Source organism: Litchfieldia salsa, from assembly GCF_900104555.1.
GTDB lineage: Bacteria > Bacillota > Bacilli > Bacillales > Bacillaceae_L > Litchfieldia > Litchfieldia salsa.
In genome coordinates this window covers 95,659-109,568 of sequence record NZ_FNJU01000005.1, presented here as the reverse complement: position 1 = coordinate 109,568, position 13,910 = coordinate 95,659, and the positions used below count along the sequence as shown (strand labels likewise).

14 protein-coding genes are annotated in these 13,910 nt (G+C 34.7%); 8 read left to right on the top strand and 6 right to left on the bottom strand.

Going from position 1 to position 13,910, the window contains the following annotated elements:
- The first annotated feature begins 89 nt into the window (after nt 1–89).
- The 4 genes from BLQ56_RS11955 to BLQ56_RS11940 all read left to right on the top strand — a co-directional run bounded on the left by BLQ56_RS11955 (nt 90) and on the right by BLQ56_RS11940 (nt 3,350).
- Nucleotides 90–1,262 (top strand): TraB/GumN family protein, encoded by a 1,173-nt coding sequence (locus BLQ56_RS11955; protein ID WP_090854312.1) that lies wholly within the window; start codon nt 90–92, stop codon nt 1,260–1,262.
- A gap of 209 nt (nt 1,263–1,471) precedes the next feature.
- Nucleotides 1,472–1,669 carry a hypothetical protein gene (locus tag BLQ56_RS11950; protein ID WP_090854309.1) on the top strand — a complete coding sequence of 66 codons (198 nt, stop codon included), beginning with the start codon at nt 1,472–1,474 and terminating at the stop codon, nt 1,667–1,669.
- Between the two features lie 175 nt (nt 1,670–1,844).
- The gene (locus tag BLQ56_RS11945; protein ID WP_175490279.1) at nt 1,845–2,420 is read left to right on the top strand and encodes a LysM peptidoglycan-binding domain-containing protein; all 576 of its coding nucleotides are present in this window, start codon (nt 1,845–1,847) and stop codon (nt 2,418–2,420) included.
- Nucleotides 2,421–2,582: 162 nt separating this feature from the next.
- Complete coding sequence (locus BLQ56_RS11940; protein WP_090854303.1) at nt 2,583–3,350, top strand: hypothetical protein; 768 nt, start codon at nt 2,583–2,585, stop codon at nt 3,348–3,350.
- 278 nt (nt 3,351–3,628) lie between these two features.
- Here the strand turns inward: BLQ56_RS11940 and BLQ56_RS11935 are convergent, their stop codons facing one another.
- Entirely contained in the window at nt 3,629–5,311 is a 1,683-nt protein-coding gene (locus tag BLQ56_RS11935) for a methyl-accepting chemotaxis protein (RefSeq protein WP_175490278.1), read from the bottom strand.
- A gap of 238 nt (nt 5,312–5,549) precedes the next feature.
- Nucleotides 5,550–6,431, bottom strand: coding sequence for a manganese catalase (locus BLQ56_RS11930; protein ID WP_090854297.1), 882 nt, complete (start codon nt 6,429–6,431; stop codon nt 5,550–5,552).
- Between the two features lie 218 nt (nt 6,432–6,649).
- Between BLQ56_RS11930 and BLQ56_RS11925 the strand changes: the two genes are divergently transcribed.
- Both BLQ56_RS11925 and BLQ56_RS11920 read left to right on the top strand, forming a co-directional pair.
- Nucleotides 6,650–7,543 carry a DUF1002 domain-containing protein gene (locus tag BLQ56_RS11925; protein WP_090854294.1) on the top strand — a complete coding sequence of 298 codons (894 nt, stop codon included), beginning with the start codon at nt 6,650–6,652 and terminating at the stop codon, nt 7,541–7,543.
- 355 nt (nt 7,544–7,898) lie between these two features.
- Nucleotides 7,899–8,576 carry a DUF421 domain-containing protein gene (locus tag BLQ56_RS11920; protein ID WP_090854291.1) on the top strand — a complete coding sequence of 226 codons (678 nt, stop codon included), beginning with the start codon at nt 7,899–7,901 and terminating at the stop codon, nt 8,574–8,576.
- Between the two features lie 103 nt (nt 8,577–8,679).
- Here the strand turns inward: BLQ56_RS11920 and BLQ56_RS11915 are convergent, their stop codons facing one another.
- Both BLQ56_RS11915 and BLQ56_RS11910 read right to left on the bottom strand, forming a co-directional pair.
- Complete coding sequence (locus BLQ56_RS11915) at nt 8,680–9,156, bottom strand: DsrE/DsrF/DrsH-like family protein (protein ID WP_090854288.1); 477 nt, start codon at nt 9,154–9,156, stop codon at nt 8,680–8,682.
- Between the two features lie 152 nt (nt 9,157–9,308).
- On the bottom strand, nt 9,309–9,818 hold the full coding sequence (locus BLQ56_RS11910; protein WP_090854285.1) for a hypothetical protein: 510 nt from the start codon (nt 9,816–9,818) through the stop codon (nt 9,309–9,311).
- A gap of 168 nt (nt 9,819–9,986) precedes the next feature.
- Here BLQ56_RS11910 and BLQ56_RS11905 point away from each other — a divergent pair, with 168 nt between their 5' ends.
- Nucleotides 9,987–11,324, top strand: coding sequence for a PepSY-associated TM helix domain-containing protein (locus BLQ56_RS11905; protein ID WP_090854282.1), 1,338 nt, complete (start codon nt 9,987–9,989; stop codon nt 11,322–11,324).
- 17 nt (nt 11,325–11,341) lie between these two features.
- On the top strand, nt 11,342–11,797 hold the full coding sequence (locus BLQ56_RS11900; RefSeq protein WP_090854279.1) for a FixH family protein: 456 nt from the start codon (nt 11,342–11,344) through the stop codon (nt 11,795–11,797).
- A gap of 40 nt (nt 11,798–11,837) precedes the next feature.
- Here BLQ56_RS11900 and BLQ56_RS11895 read toward each other — a convergent pair whose 3' ends face one another.
- On the bottom strand, nt 11,838–12,602 hold the full coding sequence (locus BLQ56_RS11895; protein WP_090854276.1) for a YibE/F family protein: 765 nt from the start codon (nt 12,600–12,602) through the stop codon (nt 11,838–11,840).
- On the bottom strand, nt 12,599–13,723 hold the full coding sequence (locus BLQ56_RS11890) for a YibE/F family protein (protein WP_090854273.1): 1,125 nt from the start codon (nt 13,721–13,723) through the stop codon (nt 12,599–12,601). The genes BLQ56_RS11895 and BLQ56_RS11890 overlap by 4 nt, the downstream gene beginning before the upstream one ends.
- Nucleotides 13,724–13,910: the final 187 nt, after the last annotated feature.

The following is a 13,910-nucleotide window of genomic DNA, read 5'->3' as shown; positions in this document are numbered from 1 at the left end:
TCATCTTGTAGGGCTTGTTTTAATGATTCGTGTTATAATTAACGAATGTAAACAGATAAGAAATATGTTGTTTTTAAAGGAAGGTATCTATGGTTGAGGATAATATAACGAGAATTCATTTAGATGGTAAAGAGTACATACTTATTGGTACAGCTCATGTTTCTAAACATAGTGCAGAGCTCGTGAAGGAAGTAATCGCACAAGAACAACCAGATTCGGTTTGTGTGGAATTAGATGAGCAAAGATATAAGTCGATAACTGAAGGCAGTAAATGGAAGGAAATGGACATCATTCAGGTTGTTAAAGAAAAGAAGGCTTCATTACTATTAATAAACCTTGCTATTTCTTCCTTTCAAAACCGCTTGGCAAAGCAATTTGATATTAAAGCAGGACAGGAAATGATACAAGGGATTGAGTCTGCCAAAGAAATTGGTGCCAAGCTCGTTTTAGCCGATCGAAATATCCAGATTACGTTTTCGAGAATTTGGGGGAATATTGGCCTTAAGGGAAAAGCACTTCTTTTGAGTCAAGTGATTGCTAGTATTTTCAGCAAAGAAAGTATTTCCGAGGAAGACTTAGAAAAAATGAAAAGCCAAGATATGATTAATACACTCCTAAATGAATTTACTGAGAGTTTTCCAAAGTTAAAGACTCCGTTAATTGACGAGAGAGACCAGTATCTTGCACAAAAAATCAAAGATGCACCAGGTCAAAAAATAGTTGCTGTACTTGGTGCCGCACATGTTCCAGGGATTAAAGAGGAGATTAAGAAAGAACAGAATATGGCTCGTTTGACTGAGATACCACCGAAATCTAAGATTCCTAAACTTATTGGTTGGAGTATCCCAGTTTTAATTTTAGCCATAATTGCTTATACATTTTATGCAAACCCATCAGCGGGACTTGCACAAACCATTAGTTGGATTTTATGGAATGGCTTGTTATCAGCAATTGGAGCTGCAATTGCTATGGGGCATCCACTAACCATTCTTACAGCTTTTGTAGCTGCACCTATTACTTCGTTAAATCCGTTGCTAGCGGCTGGATGGTTTGCAGGATTAACTCAAGCATATATCAGAAGACCAAGTGTTAATGACTTTGAAAATTTATCTGAGGATGTCTTTACTGTTAAGGGTTTTTGGCGTAATAAAGTAAGTAGAATCCTCCTTATTGTGGTATTAGCAAACCTAGGAAGTTCATTAGGGACATTTATAGGTGGCGCGGATGTTATAAGAGTGTTTTTAGATAATATTTTTAAGTAGTGTTTTACTATCAATGAGGAAGTGTGAAATTCGTTTATTTCATTCTTCCTTTTAAAGCCGCAGGCTGAATACACTCCGCGTCCGGCGGGTGACCAGTACAAGTTTTAAAGTTTTCTAAAAAAATGTAAGCGTTTTACTATAATTTTGGTATTATATAGATAGTGGGGCTATACAATAGCTTTAAGTAGTAAAAAAGGGAGTGAGCGGAAATGAATGATTCATTAAGGCTAAATGAAGATTTAACAGTTGAATTTTTTGAATACTCCGAATTTATCACCTGTGTTGAAGTGTTTTTTCGTGGTCAAAATTACAATTCATTTTGTAGCCTGAAGGACCAAGTCCAAGAGTGGAGAGAGGATACGGAAGATCTTATAAGTTTATGTATTAAACATGTTAATAGTAATTAAGGGTAGAATTATGAACTACTAAATTCATAGAGAACGGATAAAAAAAGGACTAGAGGTCCTTTTTTTGTTACATGATTGATTGAAAAATGTCGAAATTACTCATTTTATGTTTAGTTATAGAGGAATCGAGGTACACATTAATATAAGCAACAAACTACTAAAGGAGGAGTTAAAGATGAAAAAGGCAACAAAAATTTTAGCACCAGCAGTTATAACGGGAATGATTTTTGGGGCAACTAGTTTTTCAGCTAGCGCTGCTACCGAAATAGTAGAAAAGGGAGATACTTTGTGGAGCATTGCACAGAATCATGAAAATGTTACAGTAGATGAATTAGTGGAAATGAATAGTGACCTAGATCCAACTGCTATACCTGTTGGTACAGAAATTCAAATTAGTACCACTAATAATAATGAAGAACACGTAACTCACACTGTACAACCAGGAAATACCTTATATGAGATTGCTAGTGTTTATGAAGGTGTTTCACTAAGCGATTTATATGAATATAACGAAGGAATTGATCCTTATCAATTGGCTATTGGTTCGGAAGTAGTGGTTGTTAATCATAGTGGTGAGGGAAGTGCTGAATCAGATAGTATTGTTTATCATACGGTTCAACCAGGAAATACATTTTACGAAATAGCAAGTGTATATGATGGTGTTACTGTACAAAATCTAATGGATGCAAATCCAAATGTAAATGTTTTTGATTTAACCATAGGTTCACAAATTATCATTCCAGTAAAATAGTATATGGGTCAATAAAGGATGTTCCTTAGTCTATCACTAAGGAACATCCTTTTTATATGAAAGCGAGTAATTGAGATAAAAAACGATTGACAATGATAATCGTTATCATTTAAGATATGTATGAAATATAAATTTTAACATGAGGAAAAGAGAGGTAAAGAAATGTTAAATAGACACCACCAGATATCTATGGAAACGATGACCGATTATCACCTAGAGTCTTTTATTAGGTGTCCATACAGATTTTATTACCAACATGTGTTATCTTTACACACTAGCCAAATGAAGTGGAGACAGGTAGTTCAACAACTTATAAATAAGATTGTACTAAACTATTACTTGCTTCCTGAAAGAGAGCAAACTAAGTTAAATATATTAAAATTAGTTGATAGATACTGGGAAAATGTAAACATTAAAATATTTAGTTCGAAATTACACTACTATAATGTTTTGGCGACAACAACAGATCAGTTGCTTCAATCTCTTACAACAAGGAAAAACAACCAGCCCCCATTATTTTTATTTGAAAAGATAAATACATATATAAATGAGTTGGAAACGCAGTTATCACTAACTTTTGATATAGTAGAATGGTCAACAAAAACATTTACAGTAAAAAAATACTTACTAGATGCTGATGAAGAAATGATTCGATTGTATAATCAATTACTTGTGGTTTTTTCAAAGAAAGCTTTTGGGAAGATTCCAGAAAGTATCGAGATTATTACACTAGTAAAAGGTGAAACATATAGATATTCTCCAACTGTGAATGATGTTGAACAAGGAATTCAGTATTTAAAGTACATGAAAAGCCTTCTACTTGAGCCTAGTGAATATATAAAAACCAATTCAATTTCAGAATGTAGTGAATGTCCGTTCACTGAAAAATGTGCTAATAATACCAGTCCGAATGAAGATGTACTTCATTAATAATGACTCTTCTATAAAAGATTGTTGTTTTAAGACTTGTTTAATTTGGTAGAGCTCGTTGATTGGAACGGAAGGTATGTGACTCCTGCGGGATGCGCAGGAAGGATGAGACCCCACAGGAGCTTGGCGACGATAGGTTCATCCCTGCACCAAGGAAAGCACATACCTGGAGTGCAAATCAACCTAACTTAGTCAAATAGCAACAAAGTTTTCACTACAATACAAAAAAAGCCAAAGGATGTGTAATGAACACTGATCCTTTGGCTTAATTATTTTATTTATATCTTGAACTTTCTTACTAGGTTTTGCAACTCTTCTGCCATAGTAGACAAAGATTGGGCTGATGAAGAGATTTCCTCCATCGATGCAAGTTGTTCTTCTGCCGATGCTGCTACGTTTTGTGCATTTCCAGCCGATTGTTCGCTGAAATTAGCAACATTTTCAATCATAGCAACCATATCAGAAGATCCAGCTGTTACTTGTTCAACGATTGCTGATACTTCTTGTGATTGAGAAGATATTACTTCGATTCTACTTGAAATTTCATTGAAGGAACTTCCTGTTTGAGCGACTAGATTGATTCCATCATTAACAGACGATGTTCCACGTTCCATTGAAGTAACTGCTTTAAGTGTCTCACTTTGAATATCACCAATTAATGAACTAATCTGACCGGCTGCTTGTCCTGATTGTTCAGCCAGTTTTCTTACCTCATCAGCTACTACTGCAAATCCTAGTCCATGCTCACCAGCTCTTGCAGCTTCAATTGCAGCATTAAGTGCCAAAAGATTCGTTTGACTTGCAATTTGGCTTATCAGTTCAACAATTTGGCCAATTTCTTTCGATTTCATATCCAATGCATTAATAACTGTAGATGTTTCTAATACTTGCTTTTGAACATCATTCATTTGATCTATTGTACTATTTACTACTCTATTTCCTTCTGTTACTTTTTCTGTAGCTTCAACTGTAAGGTGTGCAACTGACTGAATTGAATCTGCAACCTGGGTCATACCTTTCGAAATTTCGACAACGATATCGTTCGATTTATTGACTGTAGAAAGTTGCTCACTTGAACCTTCTGAAACCTCTTGTATCGCTGTTGAGATTTGCTCAGTTGCCGTACTTGTTTGTTCTGCACTAGCTGTTAATTCTTCAGAAGAAGCCGCAACCTGTTCTGATGTAAAACGCACCTGTTCAATAACCGCTCTTAAATCTGTGACCATTTTATTCATAGTTGTGGTTAAGATTCCTACTTCGTCTTTTGATTTTGTTACAAGTGCATCACCTGTGAAATCTCCATCTGCAACTGCTTGTAGACGCTCGACTACTTTAAGAATTGGTTTTACAATGATATTTGCTACTACTAGAGCAATTGCGATACCTGCTAATATAACAATGATTGAGAGTGTTAGATTATAAGTTTCAGTAGTCTTTGCATTGCTAAGAATTTGATCGCCCAAATCGTGGACAGCCTTGTCCTCTTCTTCTACTAAATTGCCTAGTAAATTCATTAATTCTACAGCTTGATCTCTAGAGAGCTTATTATTTTCAATTGCAAGTTCTTGATTTGTATCATATACACCATATACTTCTTCAGTAATATAATTACCCCAAGCTATACTCTTTTTAATTACTTCTTCCGCTGCATTCCTTTCTGTTTCAGATAAATAACCTTCTAATTTTTTTTCTAGCTCTTTACTTTCCTCAGTATAGCTAAAGAACTTATCCTTCAGTTCTTGGTCACCATATAGTAAATACCCTCTAGTAACGGCTATTCTTTCTGCTACGTTAAAGCGGAGTGTTTGGTAGATGATTAATTCTTCTAGATTATCTGTAACTAATTCCTCTGCAATATTATTTGTTTTATTACTATTTATAATCGTAAATCCTGACATGAAAACCACTAATAATAGAACAATGGCAAATCCTAATAATAGTTTTGTACGAATTGATTTCATCTTCTTCTCCTTACTGAAATGTATTATGTTTTTGTTCATAACAGCAATTTTGTCAGATTTTCAGGTAACTTACTATCGCACCGTTGTCCTATATCTTTCTTGCTAAAATGTATAATTTACTCATTTTTTTACTATTCACTTATAAAGCAAGAAACCCTCATAGGAACTGATTCCTAGAGGGTTTCTTGTATTCCCACAATTTATTACTTAAGGAATAAATTGGAGGGATATCTTATATCTACTGAAGAAATGATTGACCACTTTGTGGTTCCATTTTGTTGGCACCTTGCATTAATCTCATTTCTAGAGGTGGTGTGCCGTGAATATAATTAGGAGCAGGTGCAAGTTGTGGCTTCTGTCCCATTGCTTTAGGTGCTTGAACATATTCAAAGTTCGCTTGACCATCAAGAGTCGGACCACTCGCCCAACGACCTGTACTACTTTCCTCACCTTCGGAATAGTTCATGAAGGAATACGAAACCTCTTGTTTTTCGTATTCTTGATTAAATGAACTAGGAACAACAGCACCTTGTGTTTTCTCAAGTTCTTCAATAGCAGCCATCCACTGATTTTGATGCATCGTATCTCTTGCAATAAGGAACGAGAGCATATCCCTTACACCAGGGTCTGTTGTCATTTCATACAAACGACAAACTTGAAGTCTTCCTTGAGATTCTGCATTTAAATTGGCTCTAAAGTCTGCTAACAGGTTACCACTCGCAATTGTATACCGAGCAGTCCAAGGGAATCCTACACTGTCATTAGGTTGAGCACCTAGACCATTAACTATTGCATGCTGTGGATTCATACCACCTAGTACAGCCTCTACAGCAGGATCTTTTGCACCTTGTTCTTGATCATGTGCAGGAGCTCCATCTAAAAGTTGTGCAATCATAGTAGCAATCATTTCAACATGTGCTATTTCTTCTGTCGCAATATCAAGGAGCATATCCTTATATTTACTTTCGGCTCTACAGTTCCATCCTTGAAAAAGGTATTGCATCATAACTGACATTTCCCCGTACTGACCACCAAGGATTTCTTGTAGCTTTTTTGCATATACAGGATCAGGACTTGAAGGTTTTGCATTATATTGAAGTTCTTTCACATGATAAAACATGGACAAAACCTACCTTTCATATTTAATCTTTTTTAATATCACCAGGGTTGTTTAAAAGTATTAAAATAATTATTTCCAAAACAGTGTTTAAATTGCTTCCCACTTGAATTTACGAGTATGTAGAACTTGTTTTAAAATTTTCTTTTTAAATGTCCAAAAAAACAGTAAGATAAAGAATGAAGATTTGTCCACTTATAATTTTAAAAGGAGCAAACTTAATGAAAAAAACCATTTTCTTCTTTCTCTGTTTAATACTACTTTTCCAAGCACCATATGCTTGGGCAGATTCAAATGAGACTGAAACCATTAACGAAAAGTTTGGTTTGCCAATCGTAGTATATGGAGAGACTTTATCAACTGAACAACGAAAATTAGTTATGCAAAGCTTAGACATTACTGATCCGTCCACAGTTCGCGAACTGGTGGTGACAGCAAAGGATTTAGTGTATTACATTGATGGAGATCCTCATTCAAATCTCTATTCGAGTGCAAAAATCACTCGGAAGAATAGTGGGGAAGGGCTAACAGTTGTAATAAATACACCAGAAAACATCACCGAAGTGACTACAGATATCTACAAAAACGCCTTACTTACAGCTGGTATTGAAGACGCACTTGTTGAAGTTACATCACCACTTAAAGTGACCGGTCACTCAGCTCTTGTTGGAATTTATAAAGCATATGATGAGGAAGGGGCAGGTTTAAATAAAGAACACACCGAAGTTGCAAATGAAGAGTTAGAACTTGCAACTGAACTTGCCAAACAAGAAGGCTTGAACCAAGAAGTTGTTAGTGAACTTCTAGCAGAAATTAAGACTCAAATGGCAGAACAGTCCCCAAAAACAAAGGAAGAAATTGTTAAAATTATTGATGAACAACTTGCCTCCCATAACATTCAATTAAGTGAGGAAGACAGGCAGTTGCTTATTGATCTTTTTGATAAAATGAGGGATTTAAATATTAATTTTGATAATGTGAAAAGTCAGTTGGAGGACTTATCAAATGCAATTCAAGATAAAATTTCAGAAGCAATTGGCGATCAAAATTTTCTAGATACAGTAGCAGCGTTTTTTAAACAACTATTTGAAGATATTAAAAGTATATTTAAATAAGGATAAAGTGTTAGCTTGTAGAGTGATCTACAAGTTTTTTTTATTTATGGCTGTTTTCGATTAATTGTTGTTTTTAAAGCCGCAGGCTGAATACACTCCGCGTCCGGTGGGTGACCAGTGAGCCTCCTCGTCCCTAACGCTCCTGCGGGGTCTCACTTTGGCCACTGGTCCCACAGGAGTCTACGTGTATTCATCCTGCTCGTATCCAACATTTCAATACTTATCTCTAAAACAACAAACTTTGAGAAAACGGCCTTATTTATACTCAATTTTCATTATGGTATTCATATTGTTTAAATCTTCCTGTATCTACCTATACTATATTTAGAATAAATAAATGATAGGTGAGTATACAATGAACTTTTTTACAATTACAGTTGAGCTAGTTGTTGGGTATATAGGCCTTTTTGTGATAACTAAGGTATTGAGTAAGGGGACCATATCCCAGCTTACTCCCTTTGATTTTATTGCAGCCATTTTGTTAGGGGAGTTAGTGGGGAGTGCGGTATTTGACCCAGATGTTAAGGTAAGGCACCTTATATATGGTTTATTTATATGGTTTTTACTGATCTACATAACAGAACAAATTACTCAACGGTATAAGAGAACAAGGAGATTTCTGGAAGGAAATCCTGCTATCGTCATTCGAGAGGGTAAAATTCAGAGAGATGCTCTAAAAAGAAACAAGCTTGATATCAATCAGTTACAGCATCTATTACGTTTGCAAAATGCATTTTCGATTCGTGAGGTTGACTTTGCCATTTTAGAGACAGATGGTCAATTAAGTGTAATGAAAAAACCTGAGTTTGCATCACCTACCAAAAAGGACCTGCAAATTCAAATCCAACCTGCAGTGCTTCCAGTGACTCTTATTATTGATGGTGAGGTCCTGTGGGATAATCTGACCAGTATCAATAAAGATGAGAACTGGTTGGAGGGACAACTTAAGAAAAAATCGATTAGCAGCATTAAGGATGTCTTTTTTGCAGATTTTAAAAAGAACGAAGGTATATTTATCGATCTTTATCAATAGAGAGATTTGTTTATATTAAAAAAGAGATTAGTCCCTCATTTTAGCTTGATTTTCAGGGGCTGTCTCTTTTTTGGGAAATTACTAGCCAACTCATTGATTACCGCTAGATAAATAATTGTATGTCTGAATCTAGTGCATCCTTTAGATAGGTCTTTGCTTCGACAATATCAACTTCTGGAAGAAACTCTTCTTTCTTAAACCCCATGATTTCAACCGAAAGCTTACAAGCATAAAAGTTCACCTTCTTCTTTCTTGCTCCTTTTAGGAAGTGAATCAAATGTGGGGCCTCCTCATCATCCATCATTTCAATTAATAGCTTTTTGCCAAAACCTGCAAAGTTCATTTTCGATAGAGGAAGATCCTCGGGACCTTTTGGTGTGATCGTTCCAAGTACTTTTTCATAAATCGTTTTATCTTTATTTGTCATGGTGTCAGGATTTCTTAAGAGAAACAATCCCCAAAATGCAAAGAACATATTCACTTCAACATCAATTTCACGAGCTGTATTTGCCAAAATTAAACCAGCCATTGCTTTATCATACTCACCACTAAACATAATTAAATTCATTTTTTTATCCATTGTTGAATCTCCTTTACGAATATTTCTTTTTTATTATGTGAAATAGTGAACAGATAGATGCAAAAAAGATAAATAAGTTTGGTAAAGAAGAGGGGTATTAGCCCTCTCCGAAGTTAATCCAAGGAACTTTTTGTATTGATTACCTGTAAATTCTACTCATTTTTTACATGATGAAATTTTTCAAAGGTCATTCTTTGAACTTCATCACTTACCTTTGGAATATACTCTCCTCCACCTAAGTCTTTTAAGAGTTTATCATAAAGCATTTGTAAAGTTATATCTTGATAGGACATCTTAAGATGAATATTTTTAACTTTAGGATCCTTCATCATCAAAGCAGAATTAAAGTTATCACTTCCCATCAACTTTGCTGTCGCTCTTACCTCGAGTGTGATATCTTTTTCAACTTCAGTTAGTTGAACTAATACAGAATGGGACTCAAAATTAGCCATTTCTTTTAAATGAACATGATGGCTACTTGGATTCATTAGTTCAAGCATCGTGGTCACATGATTTCGTAAAGTTTGGATATGCAACATTAACATTTTTTTCAATACAGGATTGCTAACCGATACGTAATACATCTTTAGTTTATTGATTACTCCTTCGTGGGTACTTAAATGTTCGGACATAATCCCAAGATCAACCGCAGGTAAAGTCATTTTGTCTTTCCTCCTTTATTTGATACATTAGGTTATGCCTACAGAAAAATATTGTTAAAAGAATGTATTTAATAAGAATTTATTTCATACATGGTATACTATTATTTTGCATTAAATGAACTCTAGCAAACTAATTCTACTATATCGAAAAGAGGTTATTAAAAATAAATGAATAATAAAAAGAATAGACAGCTATATTTGTCGATGTGGCGATGGCATTTTTACGCGGGTTTGTTTTTTGCGCCTCTACTCTTACTATTAACAATATCAGGTTCCATCTATTTATTTAAACCTCAAATTGAGAGCTTAATGTATGAAGAATACTATAAAGTTGAACCTAATGGTGAGAGAATACTAACTTCAGAACAAATAGGTTCTGTTTTGAAATCTTACCCAGAGGCAGTAATTACTCAATACAGACCTGGTGAGAATCCGTATCGATCTTCTGAAGTTCACATCCTAGTTGATGGTGAATCTCTTACCATATTTGTTAATCCTTATAACGGAAACCTAATAGGGGAACTTTCAAATGATTTGCGTATATTTGACCGAGTGGAAGAATTTCATGGAGAATTAATGCTCGGTACCTTTGGCGACAGAGTTGTTGAACTAACCGCATGTTGGACTCTTGTTCTAATCGTGACAGGTTTCTATTTATGGTTTCCCAATAGTAAAACGAAGATATTTGGTGTGGTAGTCCCGAGAGTTAGAAAAGGAAAGAAGCTATTATTGAGAGATTTACATGTTGTTCCTGGATTTTGGATTTCAGCAGGTTTAGCTTTTTTAATCATTACAGGTTTATTATGGTCAGGCTTTTGGGGAACAAATGTCCAGAACATAGCGACTAATAATGGTGTTGGTTACCCTCCTTCTATATGGGTGGGAAGTGCTCCGAGTACGAATGTTAAAACGAAAGAAATTGCAGATGTCTCATGGGCAGCACAAAATCTACCAGTTCCTTCATCACAGATACAAGGTTATATTCCAGTGTCCATTGATGATATTGTCAAAACTGCAAGTGATCTGAAAGTTCATCCAACCTATAAAGTCATTTTTCCAAAAACGAAAGAGGGCGTATATACATTATCGGCATTTCCGCCTAAAGCAAGAGATGAAGCAACCATTCATATAGATCAATATTCGGGAGTGGTTCTAGCTGACTATCGTTATAAGGATTACGAGTTAATTGGAAAGATCATGGCATGGGGAATAACAGTCCATAAAGGATTAGAGTATGGTTTCGCGAATCAACTTGCTTTATTGTTTCTATGTCTAGGCGTTATAGGGGTTATCATAAGTGGTATTTTGTTATGGTGGAAAAGAAAGCCATCAAATCATTTAGGGGCTTCTAAACTAGAAGAGAAAACGTCAAAAGGCTTTATCCTTTTGATGGTGATTATGGGAGTTCTTTTCCCTTTAGTCGGGCTATCATTAGTAGCCATTTTCTTAGTTGATTTCCTAATCATTAGAAAAATCCCTAGATTAAAAAAGTACTTTAATTCATAAACATAGAAGGGGCTATTATGAAATTTCAGAACTTACTATTCTTAATGATCTTTACAATAGTAGTATCAGGCTGTTCGTTAAAAGAAGGAACAGAAGCCTTATATAAACAAGAGAATGTATTGAAAATTGAAGTTGAACTACCAGCTGAAATAAAGATTAATGAGCAATACGAATTCAAAGCAATCTTCACAGAACGAGACCGAAATGTGACTGACATAGAAAATATAAAATTCACTTTCTGGAAAAATGGGGAAAATGGTGAAGAGTTAATACCAGAGAATAAAGGAAAAGGTATTTATACGATTGAGAAAACCTTTGAAGAAGAGGGACTATACTTCGTTAAAGTAGAAGCTAATACGATAGAATCTAAGGTGATGCCAACTAAACAATTTATAGTTGGTTCTCTTACAGAGGAAGACCTTCAATCATTACCAAAAAATAATACTGGTGTCGAACATGAAGGGCATCATTGATTAAAAAAACAGCCATTCAAAAAAATGAATGGCTGTTTTTTTATGAGAAGTTACTTTTTTTCATTAGAAATAAAACTGTAATGGACGAAGCAATTGGAATGACAAGTGCTACACCTATTCCAGCACAAAATATAGTAATCAGTTCAGCGCTGAAAATTTTAGAATTTACAATTTCTCCAAGAGAATAAGATAAGTCTTTAAACCAAATAAGTAATGCCAGGTAACCACCAAAGAAAGCGAAAAATAAAGTGTTTGTATTTGTACCTAGTATATCCTTTCCAATATTTAATCCAGAGGTAAATAAATCTCTTCTACTAATTGTTGGGTGATGATTATATATTTCACGCATAGGAGATGCAATAGAAATAGCAATATCTGTAATGGCACCTATTGTACTCATGATAATCATGGAAGCGCCTATTTTAATAAAATCAACCCCTATATAGAGGGAAAATATACCGATTTCTTCAATCTCTTCTTCACTAAATCCTTGAATCATCGTTATTTCTGTTACTACAACAATAAAGACAATCATAATAATAATTGTAATCATCGTAGAGATAAATGCTGGAATTGTAGTACTATTAACCTCATTAATAAAAAATAGAGTAATACCACTAATGATTATACTTGAAATGATTGTTAGAATAACCGGATTCACATTCGGATCTAACATAATAAGGATTGTAAAAAAGAGTACAATAAAGTTAATGAATAAAGTCAGAAAAGACCTTGCCCCTTTTTTACCACCTATCATTATCATTAATATAAATAGAATAGCTGCAAGCAAAACTAATACATTCATACTTGTGCCCTCTTTCGATTCACAAATAAAATAGAAATATATAAACCAATCGGAATCGTTAATACAATGCCAATGCCACCAGCTAGTGCTCGAGCTAATTCTAATGAAAGATTTATAGAAAAGGTGAATCCCATTGGTGACTCATTTTTTAAATATAAAATGAGCATTGGGATGGAACCACTTATATAGGCAAAAAACAGAATATTGGTCATGGTCCCCATAATATCTTTTCCAATCTCCATTCCTGATGTTTTAAGTGCTTTTACTGAGATGCGATGATTCTTTTCATACAACCCAAAGATAGAAGATGACATCGTGATAGCTACATCCATTACAGCCCCTAACGATCCGACTAAGACACCTGCCATAAAGACCATTTGAGGATGTCTAGATAGAAATTGCATTCCTTCATAGCGAAGGCCATTTTCAAACGTTACCTTCATGACTAGATAGGTAATGAGTAGAGAAAGAAACGTACCAAGTAGAGTTGCAAAAATGGCGGCATATGTCTTTTCATTAAAACCATTAACGAGTAACAGGGAAATGACTGTAAATAGGATCGCTGCTAAACTGCAGATTAATAGCAAGCCTTGATCTGATGTATTCAGATATACATCTAATGCATATGATAACAATAGAGCATTGACTGCTAAGCTTATTATTGAAAACAAACCTTGTCTTTTTCCAACGACTAGTAAGGTGAAAATAAACACCCAACCTATAATTAAAATGAATTTATCACGTTTTACATCTTCTATATTACCGGTTAAACCGACTTTTTCTGATGACTTTTCATTAAGAGAGATAAATAGCTCATTTCCTACATGATACTCTTGATCATAAGCTCCAGATGACGAGTATTCATTTGTTAGGTGAATCAACTTTCCTTTTTCGCTCCCATTTTGTATTTCTGCAATTATAGTCTGTATGTATAGCAGATCTTCATTTTGATAGAGGTCGATTGTTTCATCTGATTCTATCAGGTTTGTTTCAATCACTTTGGCGATTGAATGTTCATAGAATGAATGATTGTTATGAACGAATATGACAGAAGTAAAAAAACAAAATGCTAGTAGGAAATAGTAAACAAACTGTTTATTGTGCTTTTTTTGATCCTTCAAAAGAAAACCTCCAACCTATAAAAATATGACAGTAACTATTTAACTTAAGTATCAATTATATAATTAAAATGTTTTTAAATGGCTCTTTTCGCAAACTTTGTTGGTATTTGACTAGGTTAGGTTGATTTGCACTCCAGGTATGTGCTTTCCGCGGGGCAGGTGATGAGCCTCCTTTATCTTACGGTCT

What these genes read in the sequence shown, in the direction of transcription:
- BLQ56_RS11955 (WP_090854312.1), top strand. Translation starts at nt 90, where the DNA reads ATGGTTGAGGATAATATAACGAGAATTCATTTAGATGGTAAAGAGTAC.
- BLQ56_RS11950 (WP_090854309.1), top strand. Translation starts at nt 1,472, where the DNA reads ATGAATGATTCATTAAGGCTAAATGAAGATTTAACAGTTGAATTTTTT.
- BLQ56_RS11945 (WP_175490279.1), top strand. Translation starts at nt 1,845, where the DNA reads ATGAAAAAGGCAACAAAAATTTTAGCACCAGCAGTTATAACGGGAATG.
- BLQ56_RS11940 (WP_090854303.1), top strand. Translation starts at nt 2,583, where the DNA reads ATGTTAAATAGACACCACCAGATATCTATGGAAACGATGACCGATTAT.
- BLQ56_RS11935 (WP_175490278.1), bottom strand. Translation starts at nt 5,311, where the DNA reads ATGAAATCAATTCGTACAAAACTATTATTAGGATTTGCCATTGTTCTA.
- BLQ56_RS11930 (WP_090854297.1), bottom strand. Translation starts at nt 6,431, where the DNA reads ATGTTTTATCATGTGAAAGAACTTCAATATAATGCAAAACCTTCAAGT.
- BLQ56_RS11925 (WP_090854294.1), top strand. Translation starts at nt 6,650, where the DNA reads ATGAAAAAAACCATTTTCTTCTTTCTCTGTTTAATACTACTTTTCCAA.
- BLQ56_RS11920 (WP_090854291.1), top strand. Translation starts at nt 7,899, where the DNA reads ATGAACTTTTTTACAATTACAGTTGAGCTAGTTGTTGGGTATATAGGC.
- BLQ56_RS11915 (WP_090854288.1), bottom strand. Translation starts at nt 9,156, where the DNA reads ATGGATAAAAAAATGAATTTAATTATGTTTAGTGGTGAGTATGATAAA.
- BLQ56_RS11910 (WP_090854285.1), bottom strand. Translation starts at nt 9,818, where the DNA reads ATGACTTTACCTGCGGTTGATCTTGGGATTATGTCCGAACATTTAAGT.
- BLQ56_RS11905 (WP_090854282.1), top strand. Translation starts at nt 9,987, where the DNA reads ATGAATAATAAAAAGAATAGACAGCTATATTTGTCGATGTGGCGATGG.
- BLQ56_RS11900 (WP_090854279.1), top strand. Translation starts at nt 11,342, where the DNA reads ATGAAATTTCAGAACTTACTATTCTTAATGATCTTTACAATAGTAGTA.
- BLQ56_RS11895 (WP_090854276.1), bottom strand. Translation starts at nt 12,602, where the DNA reads ATGAATGTATTAGTTTTGCTTGCAGCTATTCTATTTATATTAATGATA.